Source organism: Sphingomonas sp. IC-11 (assembly GCF_021043365.1).
Classification (GTDB): Bacteria; Pseudomonadota; Alphaproteobacteria; order Sphingomonadales; family Sphingomonadaceae; genus Sphingomonas.
In genome coordinates this window covers 288,396-302,982 of the sequence record NZ_JAJNDU010000003.1, presented here as the reverse complement: position 1 = coordinate 302,982, position 14,587 = coordinate 288,396, and the positions used below count along the sequence as shown (strand labels likewise).

At 64.7% G+C, this 14,587-nt stretch carries 14 protein-coding genes and 1 tRNA gene; 7 read left to right on the top strand and 8 right to left on the bottom strand.

Annotated features, from left to right (window positions below):
- Positions 1 to 129 precede the first annotated feature (129 nt).
- Positions 130 to 219, bottom strand: a tRNA-Ser gene (locus LQ954_RS12160).
- Positions 220 to 386: 167 nt separating this feature from the next.
- Here LQ954_RS12160 and LQ954_RS12155 point away from each other — a divergent pair.
- Together LQ954_RS12155 and LQ954_RS12150 are read left to right on the top strand one after the other, a co-directional pair.
- The gene (locus LQ954_RS12155; RefSeq protein ID WP_443026629.1) at positions 387 to 1,169 is read left to right on the top strand and encodes a DUF1134 domain-containing protein; all 783 of its coding nucleotides are present in this window, start codon (positions 387 to 389) and stop codon (positions 1,167 to 1,169) included.
- Positions 1,170 to 1,312: 143 nt separating this feature from the next.
- On the top strand, positions 1,313 to 2,329 hold the full coding sequence (locus tag LQ954_RS12150; RefSeq protein ID WP_231023352.1) for an LLM class flavin-dependent oxidoreductase: 1,017 nt from the start codon (positions 1,313 to 1,315) through the stop codon (positions 2,327 to 2,329).
- A 108-nt stretch (positions 2,330 to 2,437) separates the two neighbouring features.
- Here the strand turns inward: LQ954_RS12150 and LQ954_RS12145 are convergent, their stop codons facing one another.
- Entirely contained in the window at positions 2,438 to 4,150 is a 1,713-nt protein-coding gene (locus LQ954_RS12145) for a class I adenylate-forming enzyme family protein (protein WP_231023351.1), read from the bottom strand.
- 65 nt (positions 4,151 to 4,215) lie between these two features.
- Between LQ954_RS12145 and lgt the strand changes: the two genes are divergently transcribed.
- Entirely contained in the window at positions 4,216 to 5,097 is an 882-nt protein-coding gene (gene lgt / locus LQ954_RS12140) for a prolipoprotein diacylglyceryl transferase (protein WP_415837131.1), read from the top strand.
- Positions 5,098 to 5,351: 254 nt separating this feature from the next.
- Here lgt and LQ954_RS12135 read toward each other — a convergent pair whose 3' ends face one another.
- Entirely contained in the window at positions 5,352 to 6,647 is a 1,296-nt protein-coding gene (locus tag LQ954_RS12135; protein WP_227772093.1) for a hemolysin family protein, read from the bottom strand.
- Positions 6,648 to 6,777: 130 nt separating this feature from the next.
- On the opposite strand from LQ954_RS12135, the gene LQ954_RS12130 reads away from it, so the two are divergent.
- The gene (locus tag LQ954_RS12130) at positions 6,778 to 7,464 is read left to right on the top strand and encodes an OmpA family protein (protein ID WP_227772092.1); all 687 of its coding nucleotides are present in this window, start codon (positions 6,778 to 6,780) and stop codon (positions 7,462 to 7,464) included.
- Between the two features lie 80 nt (positions 7,465 to 7,544).
- On the opposite strand, the gene LQ954_RS12125 is transcribed toward LQ954_RS12130, so the two are convergent.
- Together LQ954_RS12125 and LQ954_RS12120 are read right to left on the bottom strand one after the other, a co-directional pair.
- Complete coding sequence (locus tag LQ954_RS12125; RefSeq protein ID WP_231023350.1) at positions 7,545 to 7,994, bottom strand: nucleoside deaminase; 450 nt, start codon at positions 7,992 to 7,994, stop codon at positions 7,545 to 7,547.
- An 85-nt stretch (positions 7,995 to 8,079) separates the two neighbouring features.
- The gene (locus LQ954_RS12120) at positions 8,080 to 8,319 is read right to left on the bottom strand and encodes a hypothetical protein (RefSeq protein WP_227772090.1); all 240 of its coding nucleotides are present in this window, start codon (positions 8,317 to 8,319) and stop codon (positions 8,080 to 8,082) included.
- Positions 8,320 to 8,460: 141 nt separating this feature from the next.
- On the opposite strand from LQ954_RS12120, the gene rpmB reads away from it, so the two are divergent.
- Positions 8,461 to 8,766: a 50S ribosomal protein L28 gene (rpmB, locus tag LQ954_RS12115; protein ID WP_227772089.1), complete on the top strand. Its 306-nt coding sequence runs from the start codon at positions 8,461 to 8,463 to the stop codon at positions 8,764 to 8,766.
- 162 nt (positions 8,767 to 8,928) lie between these two features.
- Here rpmB and LQ954_RS12110 read toward each other — a convergent pair whose 3' ends face one another.
- Complete coding sequence (locus LQ954_RS12110; RefSeq protein WP_231023348.1) at positions 8,929 to 9,906, bottom strand: esterase-like activity of phytase family protein; 978 nt, start codon at positions 9,904 to 9,906, stop codon at positions 8,929 to 8,931.
- A gap of 117 nt (positions 9,907 to 10,023) precedes the next feature.
- On the opposite strand from LQ954_RS12110, the gene LQ954_RS12105 reads away from it, so the two are divergent.
- Entirely contained in the window at positions 10,024 to 10,380 is a 357-nt protein-coding gene (locus LQ954_RS12105) for a glycine zipper 2TM domain-containing protein (protein ID WP_227772087.1), read from the top strand.
- A 417-nt stretch (positions 10,381 to 10,797) separates the two neighbouring features.
- Entirely contained in the window at positions 10,798 to 12,801 is a 2,004-nt protein-coding gene (gene thrS / locus LQ954_RS12100) for a threonine--tRNA ligase (protein ID WP_227772279.1), read from the top strand.
- Positions 12,802 to 12,969: 168 nt separating this feature from the next.
- On the opposite strand, the gene LQ954_RS12095 is transcribed toward thrS, so the two are convergent.
- Positions 12,970 to 13,923 (bottom strand): phytoene/squalene synthase family protein, encoded by a 954-nt coding sequence (locus LQ954_RS12095; RefSeq protein ID WP_231023347.1) that lies wholly within the window; start codon positions 13,921 to 13,923, stop codon positions 12,970 to 12,972.
- Between the two features lie 50 nt (positions 13,924 to 13,973).
- The gene (locus tag LQ954_RS12090; RefSeq protein WP_227772085.1) at positions 13,974 to 14,555 is read right to left on the bottom strand and encodes a TIGR00730 family Rossman fold protein; all 582 of its coding nucleotides are present in this window, start codon (positions 14,553 to 14,555) and stop codon (positions 13,974 to 13,976) included.
- Positions 14,556 to 14,587 lie beyond the last annotated feature (32 nt).

The window sequence follows — 14,587 nt, the reverse complement described above, 5'->3', positions numbered from 1 at the left end:
ATAATTACGGCATTGGTCTGCGGCGGATTGCTGCGGACCCACTCAAACAACCCGGCCGGGACAAGTAGCAGAAAACTCGCGCTTTCGGCGTCCAGTTGAGTTCGCGGCGATGCACTGATGTCCAGGATCTGGCGGAGACGGAGGGATTCGAACCCTCGGTACAGTTTCCCGTACGACGCTTTAGCAAAGCGTTGGTTTCAGCCACTCACCCACGTCTCCGGGCCTGGCGGAAGCGCGGCTATAGCGGGGTGCGCGGGGCGGATCAACCGTCCGCGACATGGTCGCACGATTCGATCGGCCGCGGGGCGGACTCGGTCCGGCGCACCGTTCATTGCCGTGAAAGCACGGTCTTGCTTATGGTAGCCAATCGGGGTCTGCCCGGGGGAATGGTAACGATGCGCAAGTTCATGATCGCCGTGGCGATGATCGCCACCTCGCTTGCTGGTGCTGCACCGGCCCAAGTGCGGACGATCGATCCCAATCAGTCGATCGACGGTGATCTTTCCGGGCCGCGCGTGCCGCCACCTCCGGCACGGGCACAGACCTATAGGGAACCGACATCAAACGACGATACGCCAGTCAATCAAGATTCGCCGCCGCTCGAAGCGCCGCTGCCTGCCCAGACGCCAGCGCCCGCTCCGCCGGCCGGCGCCGATGCTCGAGCGGAGGCGACCACTCAGGCGGACACTACGTTCAAGCGGGATGATCTGATCGGGGCTGGCGAAGGCCTGTTCGGAAAGGGCGCAGAAGGCTTCGCGTCGATTATCGAGAAGATACTGTCGGAGCAGGGCGAGCCGAACGCCTATATCGCGGGTCGCGAGGCTGCGGGCGCGTTTGTCGTCGGCCTGCGTTACGGTTCGGGGATCATGACCCACAAGGTAGAGGGGCAGATGCCGGTCTATTGGACCGGTCCTTCGGTCGGCTTCGACGTGGGCGGCGATGCCAACAAGGTTTTCGTGCTGGTCTATAATCTGTACGACACGGCCGACCTGTACCGCCGCTTTCCCGCGGCTGAGGGACGCTTGTACTTCGTTGGCGGATTTGCTGCGACCTACTTGCGGCGCGGCAACGTCGTGCTGATCCCTGTGCGGCTCGGCGTCGGATACCGGGCAGGCGTGAATGTCGGGTACATGAAATTCACCCAAAAATCGAACTGGCTGCCGTTCTGAGACACGGCGAAGCGCCGGGCTGAAGCGCCGACTGCGAAACGGATCGTCTCCGATCGACGCCTTGGTCACGCAGCGCCGCGGCCCATATGCTGAACCAGATTGCTGCGTCACATCGGGTCGACGCAGCGCCGGGATCAGCCAGCATGAAGAAGATCGGCTTTCTTTCGTTCGGCCATTGGTCGGCCGCCCCCCATTCAGCCACGCGCTCGGCAAGCGACGTGCTGCTTCAGTCGATCGAGCTTGCGGTCGCCGCGGAAGAACTGGGCGCCGACGGCGCCTATTTCCGCGTCCACCATTTCGCACAGCAACTCGCCTCGCCCTTTCCCCTGCTCGCCGCGGTCGGCGCCCGCACCCGCCGGATCGAAATCGGCACTGGCGTGATCGACATGCGCTACGAGAACCCCTTCTACATGGCGGAGGACGCAGGAGCCGCTGACCTGATCAGCGGCGGCCGGCTTCAGCTTGGCGTCAGCCGCGGCTCCCCTGAGCAGGTGATCGAGGGGTGGCGCTACTTTGGCTATGCGCCGGCAGAGGGCAGCAGCGACGCGGATATGGGCCGTCGCCACGGTGAAGTATTTTACGAACTGCTGAAGGGCGAGGGCTTTGCCCGGCCCAATCCGCGCCCAATGTTCCCGAACCCGCCCGGTCTGTTGCGCCTCGAGCCGTTCTCCGCCGGGCTGCGCGAGCGGATCTGGTGGGGCTCTGGATCGAACGCAACCGCAATCTGGGCAGCGCAGCAGGGCATGAACCTGCAGAGCTCGACGCTGAAGGCAGATGAGACCGGGGAGCCGTTCCATGTGCAACAGGCGAAGCAGATTCGCGCCTATCGTGCCGCCTGGAAGGAGGCAGGCCACACGCGGGAGCCGCGCGTGTCGGTGTCGCGTTCAATCTTCGCGCTGGTGAACGATCAGGACCGGCACTATTTCGGCGCCGGGTCGGACAGTGACCAGATCGGCGTCATTGACAACATGCGCGCCGTGTTCGGCCGGTCCTATGCCGCGGAGCCCGAGCGGCTGGTGGAGCAATTGCGCGCCGACGAGGCGATAGCAGAAGCCGACACCTTGCTGCTGACGGTGCCGAACCAGTTAGGCGTCGCCTACAACGCGCATGTGATTGAAAGCATCCTGACGCACGTGGCGCCCGCACTCGGCTGGCGCTGACGGTCCGTTCATCGGCCTGCACAGCGGAGCCCGCCGCAGCGCGATGTTGGAAACGTGCGGCGGCGAGCCGAGCCCGCCGCCGCTCCTCCATGCCAGTAACCGGGTATCCTATTCCGAAACCTGGGTCTGTGCCGCGGCCAGCGCGCGATACTTGTTTCGCAGGCTGACCTTGTCGATCTTCTCAGTCCCAAGCCGCGGCAGCGGATCGTTGGACAGCCAGATACGCTGGGGCACCTTGAACGCGGCGATATGTTGCGTGAGGAAGGCGCAAAGGTCATCCACGGTGACGGCGCCCGGCTGGGCCAGATGAACGACGGCACCCGGGACTTCGCCATATTTGTCATCCGCCAGCCCGAACACGGCTACTTCGGCGACATCCGGATGCTGGTAGAGCGCCTCCTCCACCTCCTGACAGCTGATGTTCTCGCCGCCGCGAATGATGATGTCCTTTTTGCGATCAACGATGAAGAGGTAACCGTCCTCGTCCAGATAGCCGATGTCGCCGGTGCGAAAATAACCATCGGCGGTGTAGCACGCCTCAGTGGCCTCGGGCTTCCCCCAATATTCCTGGAAACACGCCGCCGAACGGATCGACACTTCGCCCCGTTCACCCTGCGGCACTGGCCTGCCCGCGTCGTCAAGGATGGCGAGGTCCACCAGCGGCATCGAGGGGCGTCCCGCGGAGTTCGGCTTGGCCAGGTAATTGGTGCGCCAATTGCCGGTACCGACCCCGTTTGTTTCGGTCAGGCCGTAACCGATGAGCGGCGCCCCCTCCATCTCCTCGTTGATGCGCTTCACATGCTCGACCGGGCGCGGCGCGCCACCAGCGGCGATGTCCGCCACGCTGGACAGGTCATATTTGTGCCGGTTCGGATGGTTCAGCAGCTCGAAGCTCATGAGCGGAACGCCGACGAAATAGGTGATCTTTTCCTGCTCGATCAGGCGCATCGCCTCTTCCGCGTCCCACTTCGGCATCAGCACCAGCTTGCGACCGATCGCGAACGACTGAAGGAAGACCGGCACCTCCGCCGTCACGTGGAACAGCGGCACATTCAACAGGGTGGAGGGTTGCAAGCCGCTCGCCTCCTGTCCTTCCTGCGCCGCCAGAGCGAGCATCATGAGCGCGGAGGCGAGATAATTGAACACGCCCTGCGTTACCTGGCGATGCGTGGACAGCGCGCCCTTCGACTGGCCGGTCGAACCGGAGGTAAAGAGGATGGTGGCATGATCGTCCGGGCCGACCTCAGGCATCGTGGCGTCGCCAGATGCCTTCGCGACGATCGGGCCCAGTGCCGTGGCAAGCGGTTTCAGGTCGTCGAACTCGACCACCTTGGCCGATAGCTGCGGCAGGGCGGCGAGACGCTTGCAGCGCGGCGGATCGGCAAAAACCAGGGTGCACCCGACGTCTTCGACGCCAGCCTGAAGCTCCTCCGACTGCCACCAGCCGTTGAGCAGGGTGGCGACACCACCCGCCATCAGGATGCCCATGTAGATCACGATCCAGGACGGGGAGTTGCGGGCCGCGATGCCGACCCGGTCGCCCTTTTTCACGCCAAAGCCTGTTACCAGCGCCCGGGCGACTTCCTGCGCCTTGGCATAGACTTCGGCATAGGTGAGGCGCTCGTCACCCGCGACGAGGAACTCGGTGGCAGCATGCTGCTGGCTGTAATGCGCGAAATAGGCCGGCAGCGAAGGAGGAGCCGCAGCGATGATGGGCAAGGTCTGACCGAATCGCTCCATGGATCCGAGCGCAAGCGGACCGCCCTCCCCCGTCAACGCGGCCATGGTCGCGTCCATCTTGAGATCTAGTTCGGTCTTCATGCGTCTCTCCGCTTGGTCCTGCTGTCGCGGGCCCTTATGCAGGCGTGACGCCAGAGGGAAAAGCCTTGATCCTGCCCATGTTTGCCGCGGCCGCCGGCCATATCCGCTTCGACGATCTCGGGCTGCATCCCGACGTCTTCTCCATCGGCTTCTTCACGCTGCGCTGGTACAGCCTCGCCTATATCGCGGGCATCGTCATCGGCTGGTGGTACCTGCTGAAGCTTCTCGCTCAGCCGGGCGCCCCGATGGCGCGACGACATGCCGACGACCTGGTGTTCTACGCCACGCTGGGCATCATCCTGGGCGGCCGGCTCGGCTATGTGCTGTTCTACGCCCCGGACATGATCCTCCACCCACTGCGCATCTTGCGGTTGTGGGATGGCGGCATGAGCTTCCACGGCGGGGTTATCGGCACCAGTCTCGCGATCATCCTGTTCGCGCGCAAGAACGGGCTGAACTGGCTTCGCATCCACGATTACGTCGCCTGCGTCGTGCCCTTCGGGCTGCTGTTCGGTCGCCTGGCCAATTTCGTGAATGGCGAGCTTTGGGGCAAGCCGACCGACGTGCCTTGGGCCATCGTCTTCTCACGCACCGTCCCGACCGGCTTTCCTGAACCCGCCCGGCACCCAAGCCAGCTTTATGAGGCTGGGCTGGAAGGCATCGTCCTCCTGGCCGTTCTGTGGTTCTTCTTCTGGCGCACCGAGGCCCGGTATCAGCCAGGCAAGCTCGTCGGCGTCTTCCTGACGGGCTATGGTCTCGCACGCTTCTTCGTGGAGTTCTTCCGAGAGCCGGACTCGCAATTCGCCGGCACGTTCTTTGCCACCACAATCCACATGGGGCAGCTGCTGTGCCTGCCGATGATCGCTGGCGGGCTGTACCTTGTCGCCACGGCAGCACGTCGCCGTCAGCGGGTTGAGCCAATCGCCGGCGGCCAAAGCGTCGCCTGATCATCAAGGATGTGGCTGCTGCGCCTCGGCGTAGCAGCCGCCATCCCCCGTCGTCTTACCGGACGGGCGCGTTTGACCGCGGGACTACAGCATCTGGGCAGCCGCCAGTTTGCGGAACGGATGTACGCGCTTTGCATCGGAGAGGCGCCCGCGCCACGTTCCGGCTCATCCGCTGGCGGCGCTGAACAAGCGTCCGCCAGTCTCCCGATGATCGATTCTCTGGCGTCGCAGCGCTCCGCCTAGGAGCTACACCCTCAGGCTTCGCTCACGAGCAGCTTGTCAATACGCCGCCCATCAAGGTCGACCACCTCGAAGCGCCAGCCCTGTTCGATGAAGCTCTCGCCTTCCGCCGGCAGGTGCCGGAAGATCGCCAGCGCCAGCCCGGCGACCGTCGCGTAATCACGATCCTCGGGAAGCTCGATCCCCAGGCGCTCGGCCAGCGAATCGGCAGCAGTCGTGCCGGACACCAGCAACGTCCCGTCATCGCGCTCCACGATGTTCGGCGCCTCACCTGGCTCCGCATCCGAAGCGAACTCGCCAGCGATCGCAGCCAGCAGATTGGCCGGCGTTACGATGCCTTCGAAATGACCATATTCGTCATGGATCAAGGCCATCGGCACTTCCGCGCGGCGCAACGCATCCAGTGCATCCATGGCGTCGATCTGGTCGACAACGAACGGCGCCTTGCGCACCAGCTGACGCAGATCCAGCGTCTCGCCCCGCGCCAGGGCAGCAGCCACATCCCGCGCCTGAACCACGCCGATTACCGCATCGATAGAGCCATCCGCCACCGGCAGGCGGCTGTGCGGCGTTGCCAGGATCTTGGCCCGAATGGCCGTGTCGCTGAGCCCAGCGTCCAGCCAGTCGACTTCGGTGCGCGGCGTCATCACCTCGCGCACCGGCCGGTCGGCCAGGCGCACCACGCCAGAGATGATGGAGCGCTCATGCTCCTCGATCACCCCGGACTTTGACGCCTCCGCCACGATCAGGTGCAACTCCTCCGCCGTGACATGCTCCTCCGATTCCCGGTTCAGCCGCAGCAGGCGAAAGATCAGCGCGCTGGACGCATCAAGCATCCAGACCAGCGGCTTCGTCAGGCTAGCAAGCCACGTCATCGGCAGCGCGACCCACACCGCGACCGGCTCCGGGTTGCGCAGGGCAACCTGCTTGGGAACCAGCTCTCCAATGATCAGCGAGGCATAGGTCGTCAGGCCGATGACCAGCGCCACGCCAAGATTATCGGCAATGTGCGCCGGCACGCCAAGCGCCGCCAGCCGCGCCGCGGTCGGCGCGCCAAGGCTTGCACCGGAATAGGCGCCGTTGATGATACCGATCAGGGTGATCCCGATCTGCACTGTGGAGAGGAATTTGCCCGGATCGGCGGCAAGATCGATAGCGGCACGGGCACCGCGCCGGCCGGCACGCACCATGGCGTCCAGCCGCGCCTTGCGCGCAGATACGATTGCAAGCTCGCTCATCGCAAAGACGCCGTTGAGGGCGACCAGCGTGAGAATGATCAGGACGTCGATCCAGGGGAACGGCGGTGGCATGGTAGATGGCCTTCTTGGCGGCATTTCTCATGTCCGGCAACCTCTCGCGTCAGCCACGGTTCAGCACGGAAGCGGAACAACCCGCCGAACAGGCTGGTTTTACCGTCAGAACATGGAGGAATGAGACACAATGAAGCGGAGATCCGGGTTCACCGCCGCACTTGCGGGCTGCGCATTATTGGCCACTGCGGGTTGTACGACCGATCCGGAAACGGGCGAGCGGGGAATCTCCAAGGCAGCCATCGGCGGCATCGGCGGCGCGCTGGGCGGCTACCTCCTTGGCGATCTCGTCGGCGGTCGGCGTGACCGTACCGAGAAGATCGTCGGCGCTGGCATTGGCGGCATCGCCGGTGCCGGGATCGGCGCCTACATGGACAGGCAGGAGCGTGAAATGCGCGCCCGCACCGCCGGCACCGACGTGCAGGTGATCCGCCAGGGCGACGATTTGCTGCTCAACATCCCGAGCGGCATCAATTTCGCCTATGATTCGGCGACGGTTCAGCCGCAGTTCCAGCGTACCCTTGATGAAGTCGCAAGGGTGCTGAGTGATTACAACCGGACCTATGTCGACGTGTACGGCCACACGGATTCGAACGGCAGCGACGCTTACAATCAGGGGCTTTCGGAACGGCGTGCTGCGGCAGTCGCCGATTACCTGTCGTCCCGCGGCGTGACACGCGCCCGTATCGGCACGCGCGGCTTCGGCGAAACGCAGCCGATCGCGACCAACGAAACCGAGGACGGCCGCGCCGCCAACCGCCGCGTGGAAATCAAGATCGTGCCGATCCTGGAGAGCGAGGTCGGCTACCGCAACTGATCAACTGACGTGTGGAGAGGTGAGAAGCGGCACCGCGCCGTTTCCCACCTCTTCATGCACCAGACCTTCCCGCCGGAAGGTCACCGCCGCCCGGCGAAGAACTCCCGCAAGAGCCCGGCTGATTCTTCGGCACCGATGTCGGGATAAACCTCCGGACGATGGTGGCAGGTCGGCTGCGCGAAGAAACGCGGGCCATGTTCCACCGCCCCGCCCTTCGGATCGCGAGCGCCATAATAGACCCGGCGCAGGCGGGAATGCGCAATCGCGCCCGCACACATCGCGCACGGCTCCAGTGTCACCCACAGGTCGCAATCCTCCAACCGGTCGCGGCTGAGCGCGCGAGCCGCTGCTCGAATCGCCAGCATCTCGGCATGGGCAGTCGGGTCGCAAAGACGCCGTGGCGCATTGGCGGCTGTGGCGATAACCTCGTCACCCCGCGCGATGACTGCCCCGACTGGAACTTCGCCTTCCCGTGCCGCGGCACGGGCGGCATCAAGCGCAGCGCGCATCGGGCGAGGCAGCGGGAACATAGCGGCCCCTTAGGGCAGCCCGCAGAAAAATTGAACGCGTGCGATCAAGCAGCGGCCGGCTAGCAGCCGCGGGCAGAACCTCGGCTTATTGCGCCGGGGTCGGTGCCGCGCCCGGCTTCTGGACATCCACCTTGGGCACTTCGATCACCTTCTTTTCGGTGCCGAGATCAATCTTGCCGACGTCTGCTTTGAATTCAGGCGCTTGTCCGCCCTCAATTCGTGGAAGCTTGGCGGTTTGGGTCTGGTCGATGTTGATGAAGCCGGTCGCCATGCCTGCCAGGATCACGAGCGCGGCAATGCCGAGAAGAACAAGAAGAGCGCGCATGTTCCGGTCTCCATTCGATTCGCTGACGCAACAACGAACGTGATGGAAGGTAAGTTGCACGGCCCGCCGCTTGACGATTCGAGATCGTGTCGCTAGTGGCGCCCACTTTCCGGGCCAACCCGAAACTCAGGATCACGAACCATGTCGCGCATCTGCGAGCTGACCGGCAAGGGCCGGCAGGTGGGACACAATGTTTCCCACGCCAACAACAAGACCAAGCGTACTTTCCTGCCTAACCTGCAGAACGTGACGCTGATCTCGGACGTGCTGGAGCGCAGCGTGCGCCTGCGCGTCTCGACGCACGGCCTGCGCTCGGTCGAGCACAACGGCGGTCTCGACAATTGGCTGGTGAAGACCAGCGACGAGAAGCTGTCGCTCCGCGCGCGTCGCCTGAAGCGCGACATCGTCAAGAAGCGCACCACGACCGATACCGCCACCGCCGCCTAATCGGCGCGGCTGGTATGTGGCGACGGCCTGTCACCCTCGGGGTGGCGGGCCTTCGGCGTTCGTACAACATGTCGTGCAGTGCTGGTTTCGCTAGACTGACGAGACTGAGCACGTGATTGCGCGACGTCCTTCGGATCGCCTGCCTCAGAGCGGAAGCGCCGCTCAGCGAAGCTGGAACTTCAACAGGTAGGACGGGCGCCAGGGCATTCCGTCATTGTCCGTGACGATCCACACGATCGTGGCGCCGCGTTCCTGTGTGATCGCGATTCCCTCACAATTCTCTCCCATGATCGGCGAAGCAAGGGTGGCAATCACCTCGCCTCTGACATGCGCGCCAGGTCGCAGCGCTGCGCCCGGTACCCGCACCAGCTTCGCGCTGAAGTTGAACGGATATTGGAAGCGCCGGGTAAGGATCAAAAGATCGCCATTCGGAAGCACTGCCGCGTCGCTGGGATCATAGCGGTCGGGGGGAACCAGCCGGAGCGGCGCCGCCTTCGTTCCTGGTGCGGTCGGATCTCCGGAGAATAAGACAGCGTATCGGCTGCGGCGCCCCGGCTTGCGCTCTGCAAAGGCCACGAAGCGTCCGTCCTTGAGCCGAACCAGAGCCTCCGCTCCTTGGTTGCGCACCCAGTTCCGCATCAGGCCGGGTGCACTATGTCCTTCGACACGCCGAAAATTAGGGCTGTGCCGCCAGATCTCGTTCTGATTTTCGAAACCGACCCATGCCGTCCCGCGCACTGGATCAAGCGCCAGCGACTCACTGTCGCGGTCTGCGCGATCCCAGCCGATCGCCGGTCCACCGGGCAGCACATGCCCGCGAGGGTGGATCGCTTGGCCGTCGCGTAGGCCGAAACTGACCAGATTGCCTCCGTCCGACAGCAACATGGCCCGTCCATTGCGCCACGCGATTGCCGAAAAGCCGCCGAATGCCGGGTCGTGGCTGCGCAGCTTATATCCGGCCAGGGGCACGAGTTGCCCGATCCGCTCAGGCCAGCCTTGCGCGGGAACATAGGGGACGATCGTCACGCGCGGTTCGGCACCTATCTCTGGAAGCCGCTCGTTCCCGGCATAGCGGGGCACGATCAGCAGCACCGAGAGAACCGAAACTGCCCAGCGCACGGCGCGGCGGCGCGGCTTCATACCTGAACCGTTGATAACGAGCGCATTCAGGGTTGGCTCAAGGCGAATCGGCCAAAAGCACATTCATCGAGACGGCAACCGCCCTCTCCGACGAAATTTGGTACGGGAGAAGCAACCATGTTCAAGAAGCTTTCGCTCGCCGGCGCCGCTCTCGCGATGAGCACGGTGGCCATGATCCCGGCAGAAGCATCGGCCCAGCGCTACTACGGCGACCGCTATGAGCGCCAGTATCGCGGTTATGATAATTATCGCGGCTATCGCGGTTATCGCGGCAATGACCGCCGCTATTATCGCAACCAGCGCTGCAACAACGGCACCACCGGCACCATCGTCGGTGCGATCGCCGGCGGCCTGCTGGGTCGTGCCATCGACAGTCGCGGTGATCGTGCGCTGGGTACCGTGCTCGGCGGCGTTGGCGGCGCGGTCGCTGGCAACGCGATCGAGAAGTCGAACAACCCGCGTTACTGCCGCTAACCGCGCGGGCAGCGGGGATCACCGCTGACGAGATGGCCCTTCGGCCTGCTTATCCCTCGCGTAGCGTATGAGGGCGCGGGCCCGCTTCTGAAAGGAGGCGGGCCCGTTGTTTTGCCCACTGCCCTGTTCGGAACAGTCTTGGCGCCCCTATTCAGGTGGCACCGCTGGGCACCCACGGTTGTTCACAGGCGTTGGAGCGGCTATATCAAAGCAATGCTGCACATCCGTGCCCTGACCACTACTACCACCCCGGGCACCTGGGGGCGGTCGGTCACGCGCTGATGCGCTGACGGCTTGCTCGCCCGGGAACGGGTGGGCCGGCGTCCTCCACTTCGTTCCTGCAGATCCCGGACGCTCTTTTCGTCGCGTTCGCGCTCGCCTAAGCGCATCGGCATTGCAGGAAAGCCTCTCATGAACATGCTCTCGATCACGCTTCCGGACGGCTCGGTACGCGAGGTGCCGCCGGGATCGACGCCCGCCGACATTGCGGCCGCCATTGGCCCTGGCCTCGCCAAGGCCGCCATCGCCGCGCGCGTCAACGGCGAATTGCGCGACATCAACCGTCCGTTCGAAGGCAGTTCGCACCTTGCGCTGGTCACCAATCGCGATGAGGCCGAGGCACTCGAACTCGCGCGCCACGATTTTGCGCACGTCCTCGCGGAAGCGGTGCAGGCGCTGTTCCCCGGCACGCAGATCACCTTCGGTCCGGCGACGGACGACGGCTTCTATTATGATTTCGCCGCCCCTGCGGATCGTGGCCCCTTCACCGAGGAGGATCTGCCCGCAATTGAGGCCAAGATGCGCGAGATCATCGCCAAGGACGAGCCGCTGATCCGCGAAGTCTGGTCGCGGGCCGACCTGATCGATCGCTGGACCAAGCAGGGCGAGACGTTCAAGGCCGAGTGGGCCGCCGAACTCCCCGAGGGCGAGGAGCTGACGGTTTATCGCGCCGGCAAGGGTGAGGACGCTTGGCTAGACATGTGCCGCGGGCCGCACCTTGCCTCCACCGGCAAGCTGGATCCGCAGGCGTTCAAGCTGACGCGCGTGTCGGGCGCCTATTGGCGCGGCGACCAGAAAAACGCGATGCTGAGCCGCATCTACGGCACCGGCTGGCTGAACAAGAAGCAGCTCGATGCGCACCTCCACATGCTGGAGGAAGCGGCGAAGCGCGACCATCGCAAGATCGGGCAGGAGATGGACCTGTTCCACCTCCAGTCCGAAGCGCATGGCAGCGTCTTCTGGCACCCCAAGGGCTATATGATCTGGCGGCAGCTGGAGGCGTATATGCGCCGGCGGCTGGATGCCGGCGGCTATGAGGAAGTGAAGACGCCGCAGGTGATGGACGCGCGCCAGTGGGAGCGCTCCGGTCACTGGGGCAAGTATCGCGAGAACATGTTCGTCATCCCCGACGAGGTGCCGAACATCGAGGACGACGGCGCGCTGGTGTCGCCGGACGCGGACTGGATGGCGCTGAAGCCGATGAACTGCCCGGCGCACGTGCTGATCTTCCGCCAGGGGATCAAATCGTATCGCGACCTGCCGATCCGCATGGCTGAGTTCGGCTGTTGCCACCGCAACGAGCCGCATGGCGCGCTGCACGGCATCATGCGGGTGCGCCAGTTCACGCAGGACGACGCGCATATCTTCGTGCGCGAGGACCAATTGGTCGACGAGGTCGCGAAGTTCATCGACCTGCTCGACAGCGTGTACCAGGATCTGGGCTTCACCGATTATGCGGTGAAGCTGGCGCTGCGCCCCGAGAAGCGCTTCGGCGACGACGCGATGTGGGACAAGTCCGAGGACGAGCTGCGCCGCGCGGTGATGGCGTCGAACCTGCCGCAGAAGATTAAGGACGGGTTCGAGGAGCTGGAGGGCGAAGGCGCCTTCTATGCGCCCAAGCTGGAATTCCACCTGACCGACGCGATCGGGCGGACCTGGCAGGTCGGCACGATCCAGTCCGACCGCGTGCTGCCCGAGCGGCTGGACGCCAGCTACATCGGTGAGGATGGCGAGCGTCATCGTCCCGTGATGCTTCATCGCGCCATCCTGGGGACGTTCGAGCGGTTCCTTGGCATCCTGATCGAGCATCATGCGGGGCGCTTCCCGCTGTGGCTGTCACCGGTGCAGGCGGTCGTCGCGACGATCGTGTCCGAGGCTGACGATTATGCGCATGTGGTGCGTGATCGGCTGACGGCGGCCGGGCTGCGAGTCGAGACGGACCTTCGCAACGAGAAGATCAACTACAAGGTACGCGAGCACAGCCTGGCGAAGGTGCCGGCATTGCTGGTCGTCGGCAAGCGAGAGGCGGAGGAAGGCACGGTCGCCGTTCGCCGGTTGGGGAGCCAGGGGCAGGAGATCGTCTCGCTGGACGAGATCGTCGCCCGGCTTGTGAAGGAAGCGACACCGCCCGATCTGTTGTAGTCGCGCAGCGTACCCCGCTCGCCCTGAACTTGGGCGAGCGGGGAAGGCTGTGATTACGTCAGTGGTCCGCTGGGTCTTGTTCCGGCGCTATTCGCTCTCGCGAGTCTGCAGCCGCGGTGACGCACGGAATGATGGATGCCGAGGTCAGCCCGGCGTCATAGAGCGGTCCTAGCGCGGCCGCGTCCAAAGCGAGGGAGGGCGGGGCGTGTCCTTGATCGGCCGCCGCGCGGCGATCGCCGCCTTCGCCACCCACGCCAGCTTGGCGGATTTTGGCGTCGTCACGCGATGATCCCAGGCGTGGGCACCGCGCGCCGCCACTTCGCGGGCGATGTCACCGTAGATGCCCGCCGCCGCCAGCACGGCCCAACGCGCTCTAGGGGGCAGCCGCGCCGCGCCTACGCGTGCGCTCGCCTCATGCAGCGCTGCCCGGGTCGCCAAGCGCCGGGCAAGCACCACCAGCCGATCACGAAACGGCGGCTTCATATGCTCGCCCGGTGGCATATCCATCTCGACCAACCACTCGATCGGCAGGTAGCAGCGGCCGATCCGATCATCTTCCTCGATGTCGCGCGCGATGTTGGCCAGTTGAAAAGCAATCCCGAGGTCGCAGGCGCGATCCAGCGTGTCTTCGTCCGCCGGATCGACCCCCATGATGACCGCCATCATGCAGCCCACCGCGCCCGCGACATGGTAGCAGTAGCGATAAAGATCGTCCTCGCTGCGCGGACGCCAATCCTCCGCGTCCAGACGAAAGCCGGTGACGAGATCCTGCGCAAATCTGGCCGGCAAGCCGGTCTCCGCCGCAACCATGCGCAGGGCGTCAAACGGCATATCCCCAACCGTTCGACCGGCCAGAGCGGCAACCGTCTTCTCCGCAATGATCGCGACCCTCGCCTCGGCATCGGCGACAGGCGCCGCGCCGTGGCCATGATCCTGCCCATCGACAATGTCATCACACGCGCGGCACCAGGCATAGAGCAGCCATGCTCGCTCGCGCGTCTCGCGATCGAACAGGTTGCTGGCCATTGCGAAGCTCTTGGATCCGCGTGCGATAGAATCGCGCGCGGCCTGGACGAGCACGCTGCGCTCCTCGCTCACCTGTTGCTTGTTGTCGCGCGCCACCTTTGCCTCATGCGAAACAGGCGACAGCCACGGCCGTCGCCCCGTTGGGATCAGAGGTCGTCCGCACTCATGCGCACGATTGGCTGCGCAGGTTCATGCGCCGCCATGCGATCGAGCAGATCGCCCAGCGTTTCCGCCACGATCAGCAAGCCGCGGTGCTGCGGCCGGAGGAAGCCCACCTCACCCATCTTCTCCCAGAAGGCGACGAGATGATCGTAATAGCCGGCGGTATTCAGCAGGCCGACCGGATCGGCGTGGTAACCGATCTGCGCCCAGCTCAGCGCTTCCCACAATTCGTCCATCGTCCCGGTTCCCCCCGGAATAGTGACGAAGCCGTCCGCGAGATCGGTAAAGGCGCGTTTGCGATCATGCATGCCGCTCACGACGTGAAGCTCGGTAAGGCCGCGATGAGCCACCTCGGCGTCGACCAGCGCCTGGGGAATAATGCCGATCACCTCGCCACCGGCCTGAAGCGCACCATCGGCCACCGCGCCCATCAGGCCCAGCCTGCCGCCGCCATAGACCACGCCGATGCCGCGTTCGGCGAGCGTACGGCCGACGTCCCAGGCGAGTTCCATGTACATGGGGTCGCGTGGCGTGGCCGAACCGCAATACACTGCCAGGCGCTTCATACTTCGCCCTCCGAGACAAGTTGGAGGGTTAC

Excerpts from the sequence above, each read along its gene's own strand:
- LQ954_RS12155 (WP_443026629.1), top strand. The coding sequence starts at position 387 with ATGGTAACGATGCGCAAGTTCATGATCGCCGTGGCGATGATCGCCACC.
- LQ954_RS12150 (WP_231023352.1), top strand. The coding sequence starts at position 1,313 with ATGAAGAAGATCGGCTTTCTTTCGTTCGGCCATTGGTCGGCCGCCCCC.
- LQ954_RS12145 (WP_231023351.1), bottom strand. The coding sequence starts at position 4,150 with ATGAAGACCGAACTAGATCTCAAGATGGACGCGACCATGGCCGCGTTG.
- LQ954_RS12135 (WP_227772093.1), bottom strand. The coding sequence starts at position 6,647 with ATGCCACCGCCGTTCCCCTGGATCGACGTCCTGATCATTCTCACGCTG.
- LQ954_RS12130 (WP_227772092.1), top strand. The coding sequence starts at position 6,778 with ATGAAGCGGAGATCCGGGTTCACCGCCGCACTTGCGGGCTGCGCATTA.
- LQ954_RS12125 (WP_231023350.1), bottom strand. The coding sequence starts at position 7,994 with ATGTTCCCGCTGCCTCGCCCGATGCGCGCTGCGCTTGATGCCGCCCGT.
- LQ954_RS12120 (WP_227772090.1), bottom strand. The coding sequence starts at position 8,319 with ATGCGCGCTCTTCTTGTTCTTCTCGGCATTGCCGCGCTCGTGATCCTG.
- rpmB (WP_227772089.1), top strand. The coding sequence starts at position 8,461 with ATGTCGCGCATCTGCGAGCTGACCGGCAAGGGCCGGCAGGTGGGACAC.
- LQ954_RS12110 (WP_231023348.1), bottom strand. The coding sequence starts at position 9,906 with ATGAAGCCGCGCCGCCGCGCCGTGCGCTGGGCAGTTTCGGTTCTCTCG.
- LQ954_RS12105 (WP_227772087.1), top strand. The coding sequence starts at position 10,024 with ATGTTCAAGAAGCTTTCGCTCGCCGGCGCCGCTCTCGCGATGAGCACG.
- thrS (WP_227772279.1), top strand. The coding sequence starts at position 10,798 with ATGCTCTCGATCACGCTTCCGGACGGCTCGGTACGCGAGGTGCCGCCG.
- LQ954_RS12090 (WP_227772085.1), bottom strand. The coding sequence starts at position 14,555 with ATGAAGCGCCTGGCAGTGTATTGCGGTTCGGCCACGCCACGCGACCCC.